This is a genomic window from Hymenobacter sp. YIM 151858-1 (genome assembly GCF_025979705.1).
Classification (GTDB): Bacteria; Bacteroidota; Bacteroidia; order Cytophagales; family Hymenobacteraceae; genus Solirubrum.
On sequence record NZ_CP110136.1, the window covers coordinates 2,511,730 to 2,532,062 of the forward strand.

At 61.7% G+C, this 20,333-nt stretch carries 19 protein-coding genes; 7 read left to right on the forward strand and 12 right to left on the reverse strand.

Annotated features, from left to right (window positions below):
• Positions 1-51 precede the first annotated feature (51 nt).
• Entirely contained in the window at positions 52-1,095 is a 1,044-nt protein-coding gene (locus OIS50_RS11180) for an NAD(P)-dependent alcohol dehydrogenase (protein WP_264690726.1), read from the reverse strand.
• A gap of 97 nt (positions 1,096-1,192) precedes the next feature.
• Here OIS50_RS11180 and OIS50_RS11185 point away from each other — a divergent pair, with 97 nt between their 5' ends.
• Together OIS50_RS11185 and OIS50_RS11190 are read left to right on the forward strand one after the other, a co-directional pair.
• Positions 1,193-1,495 carry a DUF3817 domain-containing protein gene (locus OIS50_RS11185; RefSeq protein ID WP_264690727.1) on the forward strand — a complete coding sequence of 101 codons (303 nt, stop codon included), beginning with the start codon at positions 1,193-1,195 and terminating at the stop codon, positions 1,493-1,495.
• A 127-nt stretch (positions 1,496-1,622) separates the two neighbouring features.
• Entirely contained in the window at positions 1,623-2,225 is a 603-nt protein-coding gene (locus OIS50_RS11190) for a DUF4304 domain-containing protein (RefSeq protein WP_264690728.1), read from the forward strand.
• Here the strand turns inward: OIS50_RS11190 and OIS50_RS11195 are convergent.
• From OIS50_RS11195 to OIS50_RS11210, 4 genes are all read right to left on the reverse strand, one after another.
• Positions 2,222-2,893, reverse strand: coding sequence for a DUF1990 domain-containing protein (locus OIS50_RS11195; RefSeq protein WP_264690729.1), 672 nt, complete (start codon positions 2,891-2,893; stop codon positions 2,222-2,224). The two genes, OIS50_RS11190 and OIS50_RS11195, sit on opposite strands and share 4 nt — an antisense overlap.
• A complete protein-coding gene (locus OIS50_RS11200) occupies positions 2,880-3,455 on the reverse strand; it encodes a DUF1990 family protein (RefSeq protein WP_264690730.1) in 576 nt (191 codons plus the stop codon). The genes OIS50_RS11195 and OIS50_RS11200 overlap by 14 nt, the downstream gene beginning before the upstream one ends.
• A gap of 69 nt (positions 3,456-3,524) precedes the next feature.
• Entirely contained in the window at positions 3,525-4,163 is a 639-nt protein-coding gene (locus tag OIS50_RS11205; RefSeq protein WP_264690731.1) for a phosphoribosyltransferase, read from the reverse strand.
• A 27-nt stretch (positions 4,164-4,190) separates the two neighbouring features.
• The gene (locus OIS50_RS11210) at positions 4,191-4,844 is read right to left on the reverse strand and encodes a dienelactone hydrolase family protein (protein ID WP_264690732.1); all 654 of its coding nucleotides are present in this window, start codon (positions 4,842-4,844) and stop codon (positions 4,191-4,193) included.
• Positions 4,845-4,952: 108 nt separating this feature from the next.
• Here OIS50_RS11210 and OIS50_RS11215 point away from each other — a divergent pair, with 108 nt between their 5' ends.
• From OIS50_RS11215 to nfi, 4 genes are all read left to right on the forward strand, one after another.
• A complete protein-coding gene (locus OIS50_RS11215; protein WP_264690733.1) occupies positions 4,953-5,576 on the forward strand; it encodes a hypothetical protein in 624 nt (207 codons plus the stop codon).
• Positions 5,577-5,638: 62 nt separating this feature from the next.
• Entirely contained in the window at positions 5,639-7,189 is a 1,551-nt protein-coding gene (locus OIS50_RS11220; RefSeq protein ID WP_264690734.1) for a serine hydrolase, read from the forward strand.
• Positions 7,190-7,361: 172 nt separating this feature from the next.
• The gene (locus OIS50_RS11225; RefSeq protein ID WP_264690735.1) at positions 7,362-7,862 is read left to right on the forward strand and encodes a hypothetical protein; all 501 of its coding nucleotides are present in this window, start codon (positions 7,362-7,364) and stop codon (positions 7,860-7,862) included.
• A 252-nt stretch (positions 7,863-8,114) separates the two neighbouring features.
• Positions 8,115-8,804: a deoxyribonuclease V gene (gene nfi, locus OIS50_RS11230; RefSeq protein WP_264690736.1), complete on the forward strand. Its 690-nt coding sequence runs from the start codon at positions 8,115-8,117 to the stop codon at positions 8,802-8,804.
• A gap of 33 nt (positions 8,805-8,837) precedes the next feature.
• On the opposite strand, the gene OIS50_RS11235 is transcribed toward nfi, so the two are convergent.
• The 7 genes from OIS50_RS11235 to OIS50_RS11265 all read right to left on the reverse strand — a co-directional run bounded on the left by OIS50_RS11235 (position 8,838) and on the right by OIS50_RS11265 (position 18,458).
• A complete protein-coding gene (locus OIS50_RS11235; RefSeq protein ID WP_264690737.1) occupies positions 8,838-9,686 on the reverse strand; it encodes a glutamate--tRNA ligase family protein in 849 nt (282 codons plus the stop codon).
• Between the two features lie 73 nt (positions 9,687-9,759).
• Positions 9,760-10,944, reverse strand: a complete 1,185-nt coding sequence (locus tag OIS50_RS11240; RefSeq protein WP_264690738.1) for an efflux RND transporter periplasmic adaptor subunit — start codon at positions 10,942-10,944, stop codon at positions 9,760-9,762.
• 196 nt (positions 10,945-11,140) lie between these two features.
• Complete coding sequence (locus OIS50_RS11245; protein WP_264694362.1) at positions 11,141-15,616, reverse strand: CusA/CzcA family heavy metal efflux RND transporter; 4,476 nt, start codon at positions 15,614-15,616, stop codon at positions 11,141-11,143.
• Between the two features lie 114 nt (positions 15,617-15,730).
• The gene (locus OIS50_RS11250; RefSeq protein WP_264690739.1) at positions 15,731-16,138 is read right to left on the reverse strand and encodes a hypothetical protein; all 408 of its coding nucleotides are present in this window, start codon (positions 16,136-16,138) and stop codon (positions 15,731-15,733) included.
• Positions 16,139-16,375: 237 nt separating this feature from the next.
• Entirely contained in the window at positions 16,376-17,386 is a 1,011-nt protein-coding gene (locus OIS50_RS11255; RefSeq protein WP_264690740.1) for an NADP-dependent oxidoreductase, read from the reverse strand.
• A gap of 159 nt (positions 17,387-17,545) precedes the next feature.
• Positions 17,546-17,977: an organic hydroperoxide resistance protein gene (locus OIS50_RS11260; protein ID WP_264690741.1), complete on the reverse strand. Its 432-nt coding sequence runs from the start codon at positions 17,975-17,977 to the stop codon at positions 17,546-17,548.
• A gap of 31 nt (positions 17,978-18,008) precedes the next feature.
• Positions 18,009-18,458: a MarR family winged helix-turn-helix transcriptional regulator gene (locus OIS50_RS11265; protein WP_264690742.1), complete on the reverse strand. Its 450-nt coding sequence runs from the start codon at positions 18,456-18,458 to the stop codon at positions 18,009-18,011.
• A 208-nt stretch (positions 18,459-18,666) separates the two neighbouring features.
• Between OIS50_RS11265 and OIS50_RS11270 the strand changes: the two genes are divergently transcribed.
• Positions 18,667-19,971: a serine hydrolase gene (locus OIS50_RS11270; protein ID WP_264690743.1), complete on the forward strand. Its 1,305-nt coding sequence runs from the start codon at positions 18,667-18,669 to the stop codon at positions 19,969-19,971.
• Positions 19,972-20,333 lie beyond the last annotated feature (362 nt).

The window sequence follows — 20,333 nt, forward strand, 5'->3', positions numbered from 1 at the left end:
GAGCGGCCTCCTACCTAGGGAGCCGCTCGTTTTGCTTTAACTAATCAGGGGCTACAGCGTAGCCAAATCGATTACGAAGCGGTACTTCACGTCGCCTTTCAACATGCGTTCGTAGGCTTCGTTGATGTAGTCGATCGGGATGACCTCCACATCGGACGTGATGTTGTGACGGGCGCAGAAGTCGAGCATTTCCTGCGTTTCCTCGATGCCGCCGATTAGCGAGCCGGCAATGCGGCGGCGCTTGGCAATCAGGTTGAAAGCATGCAGCTGCGGCGCTTCGGGCGGTACGCCCAGCAAAATCATGGTGCCGTCGCGGCGGAGCAGGTTCACGTACATGCCCATATCGAGCGGTGCCGATACGGTATTGATGATGAAGTCGAAGTAGTTCGACACGCTCTTGAGCGCGGCTTGGTCCTTGGTCACCACAAACTTGTGGGCACCTAGGGCTTCGGCATCGGCTTGCTTGCCCGGCGAGGTGCTGAGCACCGTTACCTCGGCCCCCATGGCAACTGCCAGCTTCACGGCCATGTGGCCCAGGCCGCCTAGGCCCATTACGGCCACGCGGTGGCCTTGGCCCACTTTCCACTGGCGCAGCGGCGAGTAGGTGGTGATGCCGGCGCACAGCAGCGGCGCTACGCCTTCGAGCGGCAGCGAGTCGGGCACGCGCAGAGTGAAGGCCTCATCCACCACAATCAGCTTGGAGTAGCCACCGTAGGTGGGCGCGCCGTTGCTTAGCTCGCGGCCGTTGTAGGTGCCCACAAAGCCCACTTCGCAGTACTGCTCGAGGCCCTCTTTGCAGCTGGGGCAGGTGCGGCACGAATCGACCATGCAGCCCACGCCGGCTAGGTCGCCGGGCTTAAACTGGCGCACGTGCTCCCCTACTTTGGTTACGCGGCCCACAATTTCGTGGCCGGGCACCATCGGGAAGATGGAGCCGCCCCACTCGTCGCGGACTTGGTGCAAATCGGAGTGGCACACACCGCAGTACAGAATTTCGATCTGCACGTCGTGGGGGCCCACTTCGCGGCGCTCAAAATCAAACGGTGCGAGCGGAATGTTGGCCGCCGGCGCTGCGTAGGCTTTCGTTGGTTGCATTGCTTGGAATAAGAAGTTGATCGGGGTCTGCCAAAAGTCAGCCACAAAGGAAACTGAAGACGGTAACTTCGCGGCTTGGGTTATTGTTGGCCTTGATATGCAGAACTCCGGTTTGTTTTCTTCTACCCTAGGTCGCCTGCGCGTGGTGGGCTTCCTGGAGGGTTTGTCGTTTTTGGTACTGTTGGGCATTGCCATGCCGCTGAAGTACATCATGGGTCAGCCCGAAGCAGTGCGGCACGTAGGCATGGCGCACGGCGTGCTATTCGTGCTGTATGTGCTGCTGCTGATTATGGCCACCATCGAGCACAGCTGGTCGGTGCGCAAAGCCGCGCTGGGCTTTGTGGCCTCGCTGGTGCCGTTCGGCACGTTTTGGGCAGATAAGCGGCTGTTTCGGGAGTAGTCGGTTTGTGTCTCTGCCTTCTCTAGTTCTTCTTTGAAGTGCTAAATCAGCCGCTTTCTTGCTCGTAGCAAGCGGCTGGTTTTTGCGCATTCGGGTACGTCACCTCGATTCTAGACCCATAGCTACTGTGCCGAAAACTTCCGTTGAAGCCGAATTCGACTTTCTGGTTTCCAAAGTGATTTGGCCGCACTTCAAAGCGCGCAGTTATCGTAAGGCTGGCAATAACTTCCGCTGCCTGCATGTAGATGAATCGGGCAAGATTCTGAGTTTTCAGAAGAGCAGATTCTACGACAAACAGCACATACATTTTACGTTGAACGCCGGCATGTACTTACCTGAAGTAGATGAGTTTAGAACGTCAAATACGTTCACAGAGCCGGATTGCTTTATTCGTAAACGTATTGGCTTTTTAAAGCCCGAGCGTCACGACCTGTGGTATGACATACTTCCGACTACCAATACGGCCGAACTCCACAAGGCAGTAGAAGACGATGTAGTAAGCTACATCCTACCCTTTTTAAACCAAGCCCAAAGCCGGTCAGACATGCTCCAGCTGATAATAGACCAGCCCCAGCTTGTGCATGCCCCAACGGCCATCAGAGTGTTTCATGCCAATGGCTACCTGGCCGAAGCCCAAGCGCGGTTGCAACAAGAGTTGGCTGCCGGAACCCAATGGGACCGTAGGTGGTACAAAGATCTGGCCGCTGAATTGGGTTTGCAGGAAAACTAGCCTGACTGACCAGCACCGCCTTGCCGCAACTGCGCCACTACCTGTTCGCGCATGCGCCGCATCGACTCGCGGGCGAACTTGCGCTGCAGCATGCGCCCGAACAGCTTGAAGCCGATGCGGTAGAAAAAATTCTGAATGCGGTCGGGCTGCGAGTAGGCTTTCACCTGAAACCGCACGCGGCCGGTGCGCAGCTGCTTGTGCACGGTAAAGGTGATTTCGCCCTTCTCGAAGTGGCCCTCGAGGGTGCGGTAGTTGTAGCCCCACACCTGCTCGGGGCCATCGTCGGGCGAGGGGGTGCGCTGCTCGTCGATTACGCCGCCGATGCGCACGCCAAACCAGAACGTGAAGCCCAGGAACCGGCCGCGCAGCAGCATTACGCGCTCGGCCAACGGCTGCTCCGGCACGAAGATGCCCGTAATCAGATCGGGCGGCGGAAAGGAGTAGTTCAGCAGCACTTGCTTGGCCGCCTCAAAGCTGCCGCCGGCTACGGGTGGGCCGGGCGGCTCGGCGGGCAAGTCGGTGCCGTAATCATCGAGCTGCCAGCCGGTTTCGGAGGTATACTCGTGTACGCGCTCCAGGTCGTAGTTTACTTTGGCTTTGCCGTAGGCCTCCAGTTGGTTGCGGTATTGGTGCCAGGCGGGTGCCGCGGCGGGGTTAGCTGCGCTCATGGTGCTCCTTACGCTTTTCGGCACCGTCGTGCTCGGTGGTATCTACCTGCACCGGACCCAGGGCTTCGCCGCCGCTTTCTTCGGCTACGCGTTGGCAAAACGTAACCCAGGTTTGCTCCTGCACCTGCTTGCCCACGCCCAGGGTGCCGTAGGCAAAGGCCACCAGCCCGTCGCGGGCCCGGGCTTTGGAGTGAATCTCGAAGCGCAGCACACCGGGCTGGTTGGGCAGCTGGCGCAGCGAAAACCGGATGTGCCCGGCTTCGGGGTGACCTTCCAGAGTAAGCAACTCGAAGTGCTGCTTGGCTACTTCCGTTACGCGGACCGAGCCGTTCCAGGGGCCGATGATTTTGATGTGGAACTCGTCGCCCACGTGCAGGCCGTGCTTTTCGCCTTTCTCCTTATGAAACTCGGCCAGCAGGCCCGGCGAGTACCGCTCGATGTTGCACTGAATGTCGTGCATCAGGGCTTCGGCAGGCTGTTTGGGATGTGCTATATCGATGTAGTAGCGCCGCTCGGTAAAAGGGCCGGCGCCCTGGTCGGGGGTTTGCGGGTTTTGGGACATGATGCAGCACCTGCCCGAGGAAGGAACACGGCGGGCGCTACCCTCAAAACGACACCAACAGGCCAGAGGTTAGCTTGCGGAGGCGCGTGCCTGCGCCAGCGCGGCGGCTACATCGGCATCGGTGGTTTCGCTGAAGTCGCGGTAATACTGGCCCACGGCGTAAAAATCGGGCGGCGCAAGCAGGCACACCACCGCATCAACCCGTGTTTCTATCAGCCGCAGCGCCTCCGGCGACGATACGGGCACCGCAACCACTATGCGGGCGGGCCGCTGCGCCTGCACCAACTCGATGGTAGCCAGCACGGTATGGCCCGTGGCTACGCCGTCGTCGGTGATAACTACTGTGCGGCCTTGCAGCGGCGTGGCGGGGTGGTTGCCCACAAATTGCAGCCGCCGCTCGCGCAGCTGTGCCTGCAAGCGGGGTATTTGCTCGGCTAAGTACTCGGGCGGCAGCGCCAGGCCGGGCGTGAGCACGTAGCCGGTTTCGCTTACGGCCCCTACGGCGTACTCGGGGTTGCCGGGGTGGCCGATTTTCTTGGTTAAGGCCAGCTCGAGCGGCCACCCCAGCGCCTGCGCTACCACGGCCCCAACGGGCACGCCGCCGCGGGGTATAGCCAGCACTACGCCCGGCGGCCGCAGCCCTAGGTGCTGTAGCTGTTGGGCCAGGAGGCAGGCCGCTTCCAGTCGATTTTCAAACTGAGAAATCATGGCCCTGCAAAGCTTGTGCGCTGTTGTTTAGCGCAGGTGATGCATGCACCAATCCACGGCCAGGTCGGCTACTTCTTCGAGCGTTCCGGGCTCCTCAAACAAGTGCCCGGCGCCTTGCACCACGCGCATCTGGCATGGGCCACCTAGGGCATCCATGGCCTGCTCGTTCAGGCCGATTACGGGCCAATCCTGCCCGCCCACAATCAGTAGCGACGGCGCCGAAACCCGGTGCAGCGCGGGCAACACCAAATCGGGGCGGCCGCCGCGCGAGATTACCGCGTGCACCTGCGCGCCGAGCTCGGCGGCGGCGCGCATAGCCGAGGCGGCGCCGGTGCTGGCCCCAAAAAAGCCGAGGCGCAAATCGTGCAGGCGCTGCTCGCGGCGCACCCAGCTGGTAGCACCCAGCAGGCGGCGCGTTAGCAAATCAATATCGAAACGGGCCTCGAAGTGCTGGTCTTCTTCGGGCGTGAGCAGGTCGAAAAGCAAGGTGGCAAAACCCGCCCGTTGCAGGCACTGGGCCACAAAGCGGTTGCGCGAGCTAAGCCGGCTGCTGCCGCTGCCGTGCGAGAACACCACGATGCCCGAAGCATTGGTGGGTACCGTCAGGTCGCCCAACAGGGTGGCTTGCGGCAGCTCCAGCCGTACCGCCGTGGTGGTCGGCGTAACTACTGATGAATTCATGCGTGCAGAGAGAAGGTGCTTTCCTTTACGCAGCTAGTGGCAAAAGGTGCATGGCCCTAGGTGCTGGTGCCTGCCGGGTGGCCCAGCTACTCAACACCAGGGGTTTACTTGCAAGCTGCATACATTGGCAGCGGGTGGCTGTGGCACACCGTTACTTTTTGGTTATTTTTCTTCGGCAAAGCTCCTGCACCCGTGCCCACCTACACCTCCTTCGATACCAATGCCACCATCAATGGCGAGAGCGTGCGCTCCTTGCTGGCCGGGCTGCGCTTGGCCAACCAAGGCCCCGAGCTGCTTGCCCGCCACGGCATTGCCGAAAACCCCGAGCCGGGCAAGTGGTACTCCATGCAGGCCTGGCTGGATGTGCTGGCCGATGTAGAAGCCGAATTCGGGCCCGAAACGCTTTACAGCATCGGCCTGCAAGTCGTCGACCACAGCCAGTTTCCGGCTTCGCTGCACACGTTGTCGCAGGCTATGCGCGGGCTCGACCTGACGTATCGCACCAATGTGCACGGCCAGAACATGGGCTACTACCACGTGGTGCGCGAAACCGACCACGAGCTGGTGCTGCATTGCCGCACGCCCAACCCTGTGCCCTTCGACCTAGGCATTATCACGGGCCTGGCCCGGCGCTTTAAGCCCGCCGATGCCGTGCGCGTAAAGGTTGAGGTAGAGCCCGAACGGCCCGTGCCCACCGATCCGCACCTCACGGCCTTCAGCATTCGGTGGTAACCCGGCAACTCCGTCGGCACAGCAGGGTCTTTGCCACTCCATTTTCATTACAATTCCCCTACATGCGTATTCGCTTTGTTAAGCCGCTACTCGGCGGCTTGTTTGCCCTGGCCCTAGGTAGCCCGGCGCCGGTTGCGGCCCAAACGGCCTCGGCGCCCAACCGTTTCGTGGCCGATTCGCTTGATCGGTACATCCAGCGCGGTATGCGCCAGTGGCAAATTCCGGGTTTGGCGGTGGTGGTGGTGAAGGACGGGCAAGTAGTAGTCAGCAAAGGCTACGGCGTGCGCGACGTGGTCAAGAAAGAGCCGATTGATGACAAAACGCTGTTTCTGATTGCCTCGAACAGCAAGCTGTTTACGGGCACGGCCCTGGCCAACCTCGAGCAGCAAAAGAAACTTTCGCTCAACGACCCGGCCACCAAGTACCTGCCCGGCTTTCAGCTCTACGACCCCGTAAGCACGCAGCTTACCACCGTGCGCGATTTGCTGGGCCACCACCTCGGCACCAAAACCTTCCAGGGCGACTTCGCTTTCTGGGATTCCAACTTTTCGCGCGAGGAGATTATCGAGCGCATGCGCACGCTGAAGCCGGTGTACCAGTTTCGGCAGGACTACGGCTACTGCAACGCCGGTTTTCTGGCCGCGGGCGAGATTATTCCGCGCGTAACGGGCGGCACCACCTGGGAGAATTACGTGGAGCAAACCATGCTGAAGCCCTTGGGCATGGGCAACACGTACATGCTCACGGCGGGCTTCGAGAAGCGCCCCAACATTGCCCTGCCCTACTCCAACGCCTACGGGCCGCTGGCCGTGCTGCCCATCGACCAGATCGACAACCTAGGGCCGGCCGGCAGCATGGTATCGAGCGTGAGCGACCTGGGCAAGTGGCTGCAGTGCCAGCTCGATAGCGGCAAGTACCAAGGCCAGCAGGTGCTGCCGTGGGCCGCCGTGCGCCGCACCCGCGACCCCAACACACTGATTTCCACGCGCAAATCCAGTTTCTTGCCCGAGCACTTCCGCACCTACGGCCTAGGTGTGTTTGCGGCCGATTACAACGGGCGGCAGGTGTACTGGCACACGGGCGGCGCCACCGGCTATGTCAGCAACACGTGCTTTGTGCCCGAGGAGCGCCTGGGAATTGCCGTGCTCACCAATCAGGATAACCAGAGCTTCTTCGAGGCCCTGCGCTACCAGCTGCTCGATGCGTACCTAGGCATGCCGTACGTCGACCGCAGCCGCCAGCTCTGGAACCGCAGCCAGCCTGCCCGCGACGAAACCCGCCAGCAAATTGCCCAGCTCAGCGCCCGCGTAGCCAAGAAAAACAAGCCCGCCGTGGCGCTGAAAACCTACGCCGGCCAGTACACGCACCCGGTTTACGGCCCCATCAGCATCGAGGCCAAGGGCAAGCAGCTGATTATCCGCTTCAGCCGCCACCCCGAGCTGCGCGCCACCCTCGACTACATGGACGGGCAGGAGTTCCGGGCCACGTACTCCAACCTCACCTACGGCATTTACCCGGCCACGTTCGTGGTGGATAACGGGCAGGTAAAATCGGTGGAGCTGCGCGTAAACGACGGCATCGACCAGGACCCGTACGTTTTCACGAAGGGGTAATTCGGGAATTTATATCTACCGCTCTGTGCTCAAGGATTTCGCACTAACAATTTAGGCGCTAAATCCTTTGGTTCAAAATCATTCATACGGCACCAAGTCAAAATTTTTACGTATACAATTTAAAAACTATAACACTCCTTTCATAATCAAATCAAACGAAACTTAAAAAGTTATGAAATACTTAATATTAGCCGCCTTATATATCTTATATGTTGGCGTTTTTTCAAGTTGCATCAAAAACACACCGCAAGATTTAAATAAAGTACTATTAAATGGGAAGAATCAACAATACTGGGATTTGATTATGACTCAGTCAAACTTCTCTGGCATTGATATTAAATTACGTAGAAAGGACAATACGCCGGTTTTTAGCTGGCTGATTAAAGAAAATGGAAATCTCACTCATATATACAACTATGATACAATCAATTCCACAAACTACAATAATATTACCGATGTTATGCTCAATCCCGACAATTGGAAAATAATAGGTGATACGCTAATCCTCGGAAGCTACGAAGAAAACAACACACATAAATTTAATGACAGCTTAGTCAGCCTAGGAAATAAACCACCTATTTACAATATAAATAAATACAGAGAAAAGTATTACGTAAATAAAATAAACGATAGCATGATTGCACTTTCTATCAAAAAAATAACCTATCATTAACTAAAATATATATTTTAAGTCGCCACCAAAACAAAATTATAAAATAAGTCCAAATATTAGTTTTTAAGCTAATTATTAAAAACAACAAAAGCTCCTACTTCCAAAGAGAGCGTACTACTGTGTAGACAACAATACGTGGGTTTGCGTTTCTACAAACTCTATACCCCGTTCAAGTAGGAATCATTACGCCTCCGGATTACCCGGCCATAACTTGTGCAGCCATCGTATAGCCGGGCACCAACCGCTCCGCTTATGGCCTACTACCGCCCCTATCACCCGCCCGCCGACCTTGCTTTGGTACGCCAACTCACGCAGCAGCAAAACGAAATGCGCGAGCGGCAGCGCATCGAGCCGCTGATTGCACCACCCAAGCTTATTGCCGGGCTCGATTCCTCCTTCCCGACCGAAGACACGATTTTGTCGGTGATTGTGGTGCTCACGTACCCGGGGCTGGAGCTGGTGGAAAAGGTGTACAACTACGGGCCGGTTGACATGCCCTACGTGCCAGGCTTCTTGTCCTTCCGCGAAGCGCCCAACCTCATTCATGCCTTTGCCAAGCTACAGCACCAGCCCGATGTGCTGATGGTAGATGGCCACGGCTACGCCCACCCGCGCCGCATGGGCATCGGAGCCCACATTGGTATCCTGCTCGATAAGCCCAGCCTGGGCGTGGCCAAGCAGGTACTTACCGGCCAGTACCACGACCCCGCGCCCGAGAAAGGCAACGTGACCCCGCTCACCGACAAGAAGACCGGCGAGCTGATTGGCGAAGTAGTGCGCATGAAAGACCGCGTGCAACCCGTGTTCGTGTCGCCGGGCCACCGCCTGGACCAGGCCACGGCCACCGCGCTGGCCTTGGGTTGCGCAGGCGGCTACAAGCTGCCCGAGCCCACGCGCCTGGCCGATTTGTGGGCTGCCAAGTTCAAAAGCGAAGTGCTTTAAGCGCCACACCGGCACCCAAGCCCTGGCGCTAACTCAGGCCTCGGCCAACGCCTGTTGCAGCGCCCGCAACGATACCCCGGCTTCGGGCGGCAATTGCAGCAGCCGGGCTACGGCCGCGTACACCGGCTGCGGCCCGGTGGCAGCGTTCAGCACGCCGCGGTCGAGGGGTTGCTGCTGCGATTTGCTGAGTTTGCGGCCATCGGTATCGGTCAGCAGCGGGTGGTGTAAAAACTGAACTCGGGTAGCGTTGAAGGCGGCCGTTTCGGGTAGTTGCTGAGCCAACCACAGTTGGGCGGCGGTGCTGGGCAGTAAGTCCTGGCCGCGCACAATGAGCGTGGTACCCAGGCGCAAGTCATCAGCAACAGAAGCCAGCTGGTAAGCCACTACTGCGTCCTTTTTGCGCAGTACAAAGTCGGGCATGGCGGCGCCTAGGTCGAGGCGGGTGGTGCCTTGCCAGCCATCGGCAAAGCTGACGGTGGTGCCGAGCGGTACCTGCGCCCGCCACGCTACGCCGGGCTCGTCGAGGCCGGCGGGCACTTCGAGGCCGTTGGTGCGCGAGCGGGTGCTGGCGTGCAGCAAACCGGGCACCAGGCGCAGGCGGCGCAGCAGGTAGTTGTACTCGGGCTGATGCAGTAGCTGCGAGTAATGGCGCAGGAAGTCGTCAGGGCCAGCGGGGCCGTGGTCGTAGTCGATACCCAGCCACTCGATGGTGCGGAAGATGCTCTCGAGGTACGGCCGGCGCAGGCGGTTGCGGTCGAGGTCGTCGATGCGCAGGTACAGGGTGCCGCCGGCGCGGCGCACGAGCAGCCACGTCAGCACGAAGTTTACGGCGTTGCCCAGGTGCAAATAGCCGCTGGGCGTGGGCGCTAGGCGCGACACCACCGGTCCCGCTCCCGCAGCGCCAGGTGCTCCAACAAAAGGCAAAGCCACACTCATGCCCCGAACTTACGCAGCGCTACTCTTCGGCCGTATTTTTCAGCTTACCCAGTAGGCTATAGGCGCCCGTGGTTACCACCTGGGTTTCGGCCGTAACGGTGGCCGGCAGCACCACTGGCACGGTGCCGTTTTCGACGGCCCCGGCCCGGCGCACCTCTACCATGCGGTAGCGCGCCTCAGCAGCGTTCGGCTGCACGAAGATGTAACTGCGGCCTTCGTAATCGACCACCGCGGCCTCGGGCAACGTGGGCGTAGTGGCCGATGGCTTGCCGGCTTCGGTTTGGATGGCGGCGCGCACAAACATGCCCGGCAGCAAAGCGGGGTTGTCTTCCTCGTCGGGGTGGGCGTGCACGCTCACGGTTCGCGCTTCGGGGTCGACGGCGCGGCTTACCAGCGTGATGCGCGCGGTGTGCTCGGTACCAGCCGAGTCGGACGCAAGCGTAAAGCGCAGCGGCTGGCCCATTTTCACCCTAGGCGCGTCTTTCTCAAACACCGTCAGCTCCACGTGCAGGTGCGTGGGGTCGACGAGTTCGGCTACGGGGTCGGTGGAGGTTACGGTTTGCCCGGTGGTGGCGCGCACATGGCGTACAAACCCGCTGATGGGAGCCCGCAGCTCGGCCGTAGTAGCCATAGCGCCGCTGGCCCGCACCGGCAAACCCGCCAGGCGCAGCCGCGCAGCCAAAGCATCGCGCTGGGCCTGCAGGCTGCGGTATTCGGCTTGGGCGCGCTGGTAATTTTTGGCCGGGGCTACTTCTTCCTGCACCAGCTGGCGCTGGCGCTCCATTTCGGTGCGTGCGTACTCGAGTTGGCTCAGCACCTGGCGGTAATCCTGCTGCACCTGAATAAACTCGGGGTTGCGTACCACGGCTACGGCCTCGCCCTTGCGCACGTGGGCGCCCGGCAGCAGCGGCAGCCGCTCGATGTAACCACCTAGGGGCGCACTCAGCACCACTAAGCTTTGCGGCGGAGCCTCCAACGAGCCGTTTACGCGCAGCACGCCCGCCGCCGATTGGTAGCTGACGCGGCCGGTGCGCACTCCCGCTACGCGTAACTCATCGGCGCTGAGATGCACCTCGTTTTCGGCGGTTGGTGTGGTGGCTTCGGTGGCGGCTTGCTCCTGCGGCTGCTCGGCCGGCGCGGAGTTGCAGGCACCTAGGGCTGCCAGCAGGATGTATCGGAAGTATGAAGTTGAGCGGTGAAGCATGGAAAGCTGATGAAATGCGGTTGTGGGCGATGTAGCCTGCTGTAGCGCGGACTTTGGCTACGCCGACCTTCGGTTGTAGTCCGCGTCCGCAGATAGTAACTTCTAATTAGGCGCCACTATTTGAGAAATGTATCCGGGGACGCGGACTACAACTGAAGGTCGGCGTAGCCAAAGTCCGCGCTACGGCGCGACGTCCTCAATCGGTACGGCCTAGCAGATACTCCAACTCGAGCACCGTTTGGTTGTAAGCTAGTATGGCATCGAGGTAATCGGCACGCAGGCGTTGGGCGCGTTCGGCGTGCAGCAGGTATTCGGCAAAGTCCATCTCACCAGCGCGCCAGCCCTTACCGGCCAGCCGCAAAATGAGCGTGGCCTGCGGCAAGCCCGTTTGCTGGTAGAAGGCCATGCGCTGCTGCTGCTCGCGCAAGCGTGCCAGCAAAGATGCTTGGCTGGCAGCTACCTCGGCCACGCGGCGACGGTAAGCCTCCTGCGCTGCCAGCTGCTGCAGCCGGGCGGCTTCTTCGCGGGCTTTGTAGGGGCGCGTCCAGAGGGGCACATTCAGGCTGAGCTGCGCCGCCTGAAAGCGGTTGCCGGGGCCGTAGAAACGCTCGGCGCCTTTGTACAAAATGCTGCCACGCAACGACTGGTTGAGGTACGTGAGGCCCAGCTCGGCGCGGCGGCTGCGGCGCTGCACCAAGGCTTCGGCCTGGCGTTCGGCAGCTTGCCGGTTCAGCAGGCGTGCCGTGGGGTCGGCGGGGTTGGTGGTGTCGGCCGTGGCTTGCAACGAATCACCTAGGAGGGTAACCACTTCAGTGGGCAGCGGCAAAGGCTGCAGCAGGCTATCGGCAGGCACGGGCAGGCTGGGCCACTGCAGCAAGGCTTGCAGCTGACGGCGGGCCGCGAGGTAATCGGTGCGGGTGCGGGCGGTGGCCAGCTGGGTTTCGCCCTGCTGCACCAAGGCCGTGGCGGGTTCAATGCGGGCTGCCTCGCCGGTTTTAAACCGCAGCTCGGCCGCCCGCCGGAAAGCACGGCTCAAGCTATCCTGGCTGCGCAGCAACACCAGCCGATGCCGGGCATGAACGGCTTGCTGGTAGGTGTTACGCACCTGCCGGCGCAGCTCGGCGCGGCGTACATCCAGCTCTGTTTCAGCTACGGCTACCTGGGCCGCTGCCAGGCCCATCAGGGCGCGGTACTGACCTAGGGCGGGCAGCGGCTGCGCAATGGAAAACTGGTTATCCATGTACGGCGAGTTGAATTGCCCGTAGCCCGCTTGCACCGTAGTGCGGGGCAGCTCCCACACCGCGCCGCGCACCGCCGTGCGGGCCGACAGCTGATAGCTGGCCGCGCGCACGTCGCCGCTCCTACCTAGGGCAGCTTGTACCGCGCCGGCTGCGGTAAGCGGCGCCGGAGCTGCGCGGCGGTCGGCAGCGGGTGTTTGGGCCGAAGCCGCAGCGGGCAGCAACAGCACCAGCCCCGCTCCTACCGCGGCTACCGCTTTCGACTTAGGAGCGCGCCCCAGCAGGTTGCGCCAAAAACCGCCTTCGGCTTCGCTGAGGTAGTACAGCACCGGCAGCACCAGCAGCGTAAGCAGCGTGGCTGATACCAGCCCGCCGATTACCACCGTAGCCAGGGGCCGTTGCACCTCGGCACCGGCAGTACCGGCCAAGGCCATCGGTAAGAAACCTAGGGAGGCTACGGTGGCCGTCATCAGCACGGGGCGCAGGCGCTCTTCGGTGCCGCGCAGTACCCGTTCGCGCACATCGCGCACGCCAAAATCGCGCAGCGTGTTAAACGCGCTCAGCAGCACAATACCGTTGAGCACCGCCACCCCAAACAGCGCAATAAAGCCCACGCCCGCCGAGATGCTGAACGGCAAGCCGCGCAGCCACAAGGCCGCCACGCCGCCCACCGCCGCCAGCGGAATGGCCGTGAAGATGAGTACCGCCTGCTTCAGCGAGCCGAACGTGAGGTACAGCAAGCCAAAAATCATCAGCAGCGCCACCGGCACCGCAATGCCCAGCCGCTCGTTGGCCTGGCGCAGGTTCTCGAACTGCCCGCCGTAGGTTACGTTGTAGCCGGGGCTCAGCTTCACTTTGCTTTGCACCAGCGCCTGCACCTCCTCCACCACGCGCTGCACGTCGCGGCCGCGCACGTTGAAGCCCACCGTAATGCGGCGCTGCGCGTTGTCGCGCTGAATCTGGCTGGGGCCAACCTGGTAATCAACCTTGGCTACTTGCTCGAGGGGTACTTGCCCGCCGGCGGGTAGCGGCACGTTAAGGGCACGCACCTGGTTGATGTCGTGGCGGTACTGATCGGCGAGGCGCACCACCAGGTCGAAGCGCCGGTCGCCCTCGAACACCTGGCCAGCGCCGGCGCCGGCAAAGGCCGCGGCAATGCTCTGGTTTAGGTCATCCACGCTCAGGCCAAACTGCGCCAGCCGTTCGCGGTCGGGGCGCACCACAATCTGGGCCAGGCCGGTGGCCTGCTCCACGTAAAGGTCGGCCGCGCCGGGTACTTGCTTCACGAGGCTGCCTACCTGGCGGGCGTAGCCGGCCAGCTGGTCGAGGTCTTCGCCGTAAATCTTCACCACCACATCTTGCCGCGCACCGCTGATCAGCTCGTTAAAGCGCATTTGAATAGGCTGCTGAAACCCGAACGTAACGCCGGGCAGCACGCGCAGGGCGCGGGCCATTTTGGCGGCCAAATCCTCGCGGTTGTCAGCCGACGACCACTCCTTGCGGTCCTTCAGCACCACAATCAGGTCGCAGGCCTCGAGCGGCATCGGGTCGATGGGGATTTCCGAGGAGCCGATTTTGGCCACCACTTCTTTTACCTCTGGGAACTGCTGCTTGAGCAAATCCGAAGCTTGTTGGGCTTGCTGGATGGTGTAATCGAGCGACGAGCCGGGCAGCACGCGGGTTTCCACCGCAAAGTCGCCCTCCTCCAACGTCGGGATGAACTCGCCACCTAGGGTACCGAGCAACACCACAGCCCCAACAAGCAGCGCCACGGCAGCGCCCAAAACCAGCTGCGGCACGGCCAGTACGCGCTTCACCAGGGCCCGGTAGCGCGCCCCCAGCTTAGCCAGCACCTTATCCGACCAACCGCCGTGCACGCCCTTGCGCAGCAGCAGCGCCGACATCACCGGCACGTACGTCAGCGACAGGATGAAAGCACCTAGGATTGCGAAGGCTACCGTTTCGGCCATGGGCCGGAACATCTTGCCCTCGATGCCGGTGAGGGCCAGAATGGGCAAGTACACCATCAGGATGATAAACTGCCCAAACGAGGCCGACTGCTGAATGCGCGAGGAAGCGTCGTACACTTCTTCGTCCATTTCCTGGGGCGAGAGGTCGTCGTTGGTAAGGGGCAACTCGCCGCTGCCGTGGGCCTGCCCAAAGCGCAAGCTGAGCCGGTGCATGGTGGCTTCCACGATGATAACCGCGCCGTCTACGATCAGCCCGAAATCGATAGCACCTAGGCTCATGAGGTTGCCCGATACGCCGAACACGTGCATCATGCCGATGGCAAACAGCATGGCCAGCGGAATAACCGAGGCCACCAGCAAGCCAGCCCGTAGGTTGCCCAGGAACAACACCAGCACGAAAATCACAATCAGGGCGCCTTCAGCCAGGTTTTTAGCCACCGTACTGATGGCCTGATCAACAAGCTTGGTGCGGTCGAGGAAGGGTGTAATTTCGAGGCCGGCGGGCAAGGTTTTCTCGATGGCGGCCATTTTGGTTTTCACGGCCGCCACCACTTCCGAGGAGTTGGCGCCGCGCAGCATCAGCACCAGGCCGCCCACGGTTTCGCCGTGGTGGTTGCGCGTCATGGCGCCGAAGCGCGGGGCGGCACCGGCCCGCACATCGGCCACGTCGCGAATGAGGATGGGCCCGCGGCCGGCGGTGGCGGGGCGCACCACGGCGCGGCCAATATCAGCCGCCGATTGCGCCAAGCCCTCGGTGCGGATAAACCACGCCTGCGGGCCGCGCACGAGGTAACCACCGCCGGCGTTGCCGTTGTTGCGGCTCAGGGCCTGCTGCAAATCGGCCACGGTAAGCCCCAGGCTGCGCAGCCGCGCCGGCTCCACGGCAACTTCGTACTGGCGCATGTAGCCCCCGAACGACGACACATCGGCCACGCCGGGCGTACCCAGCAATTGCCGGCGCACTACCCAGTCTTGCAGGGTGCGCAGCTCGGATAGCGAATACTTCTGCTCGAAGCCCGGCTTGGTGCGGAGGGTGTACTGGTATATCTCGCCCAGGCCGGTGGTGGGCGGCCCCATGTCGGGCTGCCCCAGGCCGGGCGGTATCTGCGCTTCGGCCGCGCGTAATCGTTCGGCCACTTGCTGCCGCGCCCAGTAGTTGTCGATGGCGTCGCCGAACACAATGGTGACGACCGAGAGGCCCGCGCGCGAAAACGAACGCACCTCTTCCCGCCCCGGAATGGTGGCCACGCTTTGCTCGACGGGGAAAGTTACCAGGCGCTCCACATCGGCCGCGCTCAGCGAGGGCGACACCGTGTACACGATAACCTGGTTGTTGGTGATATCGGGCACGGCATCGATGGGCAGATGCCGCAGTGCGTAGAGGCCCCACACCAACAGGGCTACTACTCCAACGCCTACCCCCAGCTTGTGCCGGAGGCTTAGCGCAATAAGCTTATTGAACATGAAAGAGGCGTTGCCGCCAAGGGCAACTTTCATGTGGAGGCTGGCTGTACTGCAGCGGGCCGCCGGTGCGCCCTAGGTGCACCGCGCTGCCTCGCCCAAGCCAGGGCCGCTAACCTACGCCCGGCTTGCCACGGGGGCAGCTACCGAGCGCGGGGGCTGAAAGTAGGTGCGCGAAACGCCCCGCGGAGCCGAAACCACGTACTCGCCGCCGTATTGCTGCGCCTCTGGGAACTCCAGCGGCTGAGGCAGCACCAAGCGCAGCAGGGGCGGCATAGCCAGCGCGGCGGCCTGGTGCAGGCAGGTGTGCAGGGGCAGCGACTCGTGGTCTTGCTGACGCTGCTGGTTGTGCAGGCCGGCGTAGTGGTCGTACAGAAAGCGCATGATGGGGCTGCCCGCGTGCTGCTGCTGGTAATGATCAACCAATTGCGGAATCTTCAGCAACTCGAGTGCATTGCCAGCGGGCACAAGGCTCACGGCAAACAAGTGCCAGCTCAACAGCGCTATGATCAACCGCTTCGTCATTCCGGGTGTAAAGATAGGAAGTAGCCCTGTAGCGCGGACTTTGTAGTCCGCGTCCCCGGATAGTAAAATCATTCGTTGCGTGTAGCGTGGGCTTGGCTACGCCTTCCTGCGGTTCAGCCTGCGTTTGCCAGCACGAATGGTTGTCCGCGGTATCGCCTCAGTGATTTCGTTCACGCCAACGCGGGCTGAACCGCAGGAAGGCGTAGCCAAGCCCACGCTACACCGCGCTACACCGCGCTACTCCGGGTCGGCCACTTTCACCACGGCCTTGCCGGTATTTTGGCCGCTGAACAGCCCCAGGAACGCCTGCGGAATTTGCTCGAAGCCTTCGGTTACGGTTTCCTCAAACTTCAGCTTGCCTTGCTGGTACCATTCTGTAAGTGCCTTCACGCCCTCAGGCCAGCGTGGCAGGTAGTCGCTCACGATAAAGCCTTTGAGCAGGGCACTGGTCTTGAGCAGCTTGGGCTCGGGCCGGGGGCCGGTGGGCTCCTCGGTGGCGTTGTACATCGAAATTTGGCCGCACAGGGCGATGCGCGCGTGCTTGTTCAGCAAGTTGTACACGGCATCGGTAATGGCGCCGCCCACGTTGTCGAAGTAGCAGTCGATGCCGTTTGGGCAGGCAGCACCTAGGGCCTGCGCTATGTTGCCGGCGGTTTTGTAGTTGATGGCCTCGTCGAAGCCCAATTCGTTTTTCAGGTAAGCTACCTTTTCGTCGGAGCCGGCGGTGCCCACTACCCGCGCGCCCTGGATTTTGGCCAATTGCCCCACCACCATGCCCACCGCCCCGGCCGCGCCCGATACCACCACGGTTTCGCCGGGCTTGGGCTGGCAGATATCGAGCAAACCGAAGTACGCGGTCAGCCCCGTCATGCCCAGCAGCCCTAGGTAGTAGCTGATGGGCGCGGCATCGGCAGGCACTGGCTGCAGCCCCCGGCCGCCCGAAAGCTGGTACTCGCTCCAGGCCAGGTTGCCCACTACCAACGTGCCAACCGGCAGCTGCGCCACCCGGCTTTCTACCACCTGCGCCACCACGCCGCCGCCGATGGGCTGCCCCACCTCAAACGGCGGCACATACGACTTGGCGTCGCTCATGCGGCCGCGCATGTAGGGGTCGACTGACACGTACAGGGTTTTCAGCAGCACTTGGCCATCGGCGGGCGCGGCTACCTCACTGGTTTCGTAGCGGAACGTTTCGGGCGTGGGCTTGCCCTGGGGACGGTGGTCGAGGATGATGGTGCGAGCAGTCATGATGAAAGAATAAGGAGGAATGAGGAAGGACGACGCAAGTACTACGCAATCCGGGGGCGGCGGTGGCAAGCAGCGCCGCCTGCCCGTGCCGGCCCGTTGTGGGCGCACCTAGGCGCCGCTGGGGCCGCCTATTCGTCCTTCCTCATTCCTCCTTAATCCTTAGTTCGTGGTGGTGTGTAGGTTCACCTCGATGTTGCCGCGGGTAGCACGCGAGTAGGGGCAAATCTGGTGCGCCTGAGCTACCAGCTCTTCGGCCTGGGCCTGCTCCACGCCGGGGATGTTCACGTGCAGATCGGCTGCAATGCCAAAGCCGCCGTCTTCGGCCTTGCCGAAGTGCACGAAGCTCTCGATGGTTACGCCTTGCAGGGCCACTTTGGCCTGGCGGGCGGCCACACCCAGGGCACCCTCGAAGCAGGCGGCGTAGCCAGCGGCAAACAGCTGCTCGGGGTTGGTGGCGCCTTCTTTGCCCGCGCCGCCCATGGCTTTGGGCGTGCTGAGCTCGAGGTTCAGGGCGTTGTCCTGGCTGCTTACCTGGCCGTTGCGGCCGCCTTTTACGTGGGCTTGCGCCGTGTACACTTTCTCGATTTTCATCGCAAACTAAAGGAATGAAGCCTTCGCGGGGTTACGAAAGCTGGGTTAACAAACGGTTGAGCTGCGTGCGCAGCTGGTTAAACTCATCGGGGCTGAGCTGCAGCTTGGCCAACAGGGCTTCGGGGATGCACTCGGCGCGGTGTTGCAGCTGCTGGCCGGCCGGCGCCAAGGCAATAATCACGGAGCGTTCGTCGCGGGGGTCGCGGCGGCGGCTTACCAATTGGCGCTGCTCCATGCGCTTGAGCAGGGGCGTGAGGGTGCCTGAGTCGAGCAGCAGCTTCTCGCCTAAGGCCTTCACTGTCAGCTCCTGGTGCTCCCAGAGCAGCAGCAGCACCAAATACTGCGGGTAGGTCAGGTCGAGCTCTTGCAGCAGCGGCTGGTAGGCCTTCGTGAACAACCGCGACACGGCATAGAGCGGAAAGCACAGCTGGTTGTCCAGCTTCAGCAGCTCGCTTGGGGTGGGCTTAGCCGATTCGCTCATGTGGTTGCCTCGCTATAGTTGACTGACGCCGCAACATTACATTGTGCACAATTAAATAGCAAGCAATATTTTCTGCATATCTGGCTATCAGCACCAATAGTTTTCCGGCGGCTACAATTATTGTTGCCGCCAGCTAAACCATCGCGGGGGGTTGGCATCGAAGCATCTACATTAGCTACTTACTATGTTTGCATGTCTACGCCTGGGGATGCTTCTCCTGCTGTTCGCAGGGGCTTTGCCACTTGCAGCCCAAAATGCGCTCTACTTTCCGCCCAACTCCGGTACCACCTGGGCCACCACTTCGCCGCAAAGCCTGGGCTGGTGCCAGCCGCAGCTCGATACCTTGCTGAACTACCTGGCCAGCAAGCGCACCAAGTCGTTTATCGTGCTGAAGGACGGCCGCATGGTGGTGGAGCAGTACTACGGCACCTACACCCGCGACTCGGTGTGGTACTGGGCCTCGGCGGGCAAGTCGCTTACGGCCGCGCTCGTGGGCATCGCGCAGCAGGATGGCCTGCTCAGCCTCGCCGATAGCACCTCCCGGCACCTGGGGCGGGGCTGGTCGGGGGCGCCGGCGGCCAAGGAGCGGCTCATTACGGTGCGGCATCAGCTGAGCATGACCACCGGCCTCGACGATACCCCGCCCCCACCCTGCGACAACGAAAGCACCGCGCCCGGCTGCCTGCGCTACCTCGCCGACGCGGGCACGCGCTGGGCCTACCACACGGGCCCTTACCGCCTGCTGCTCGATGTGATTGCCCGGGCCAGCGGCCTCAGCATCAACCAGTACACCAACCAACGCCTGGCCGCGCGCATTGGCATGAGCGGCGCGTGGGTCAACGGCGTGTACTACAGCCGCGCCCGCGACATGGCCCGCTTTGGCCTGCTGATGCTGAACCGCGGCACCTGGGAACAAACACCTATCCTGACCGACGCCACTTACTACCAGGCCATGACCACGCCCGCGCAGCCGCACAACCGCGCCTACGGCTACTTGTGGTGGCTCAACGGGCAGGCGTCCTATATGCTGCCCACCTCGCAGCTGGTGTTCAGCGGCCCGATGGTGCCCACCGCCCCGGCCGACATGATTGCCGCCCTAGGTAAAAACGACCAGAAGATTTACGTGGTGCCGAGCCTGGGGCTGGTGGTGGTGCGCCAAGGCCAATCGGCCGGGGCCTCCAAGCTGGCCGTATCGTCGTTTGATGCAGAGCTGTGGCGGCGCCTGATGGCAGCCATGCAGTGCCGCCCGCTGGCGGTGCGCGCCGACGCCGCCCCTGCCGGCATAACCGCTTACCCGCAGCCGGCGGCCGAGCAGCTCTTGGTAACGCTGCCATCCGCCCTAGGTACCTGCACCCTGCACCTGACCAATGCCCTGGGCCAGGAGGTGCACGCGCAGCTAGGCCACGGGCCGGTGGCGGCGCTCGATCTGAAGCGGCTGGCCCACGGCGTGTATTTTCTGCAGGTGCGCAGCCCGGCGGGGCAGCTATTGGCTTCGCGCCGCATCGTGCACTAAACCGTAAATAGCACTTTAGGGGTAGTTTTGGCCTTTTCGGGCGCGCGTCTACGTGCTAGCCACATCGGAGGTTGCGCAAAAAACCCGTGCCGACACGGATTGCGGCGCCCCCTAGTTGGCAGCTTACTTTGCAAGCACCAAACCGATGTATTGCTATCCACTCGCTCACTTAAACCGCTACCGAAACTAAGCGCCCCATACCTTACTTACCGGCCGGGCGCTGCCGGAATTACGCCAACTTGTGATGAATCACAGTGCCGTACAAGCCCCTCCGCTACCACGGAGGGGCTTATCGTTTTTGGGCCCTTTGGTGGTTGGCCTCCCGGCAAACATTTGTCCGGGCGCCCGGGTAGTATCTGGCA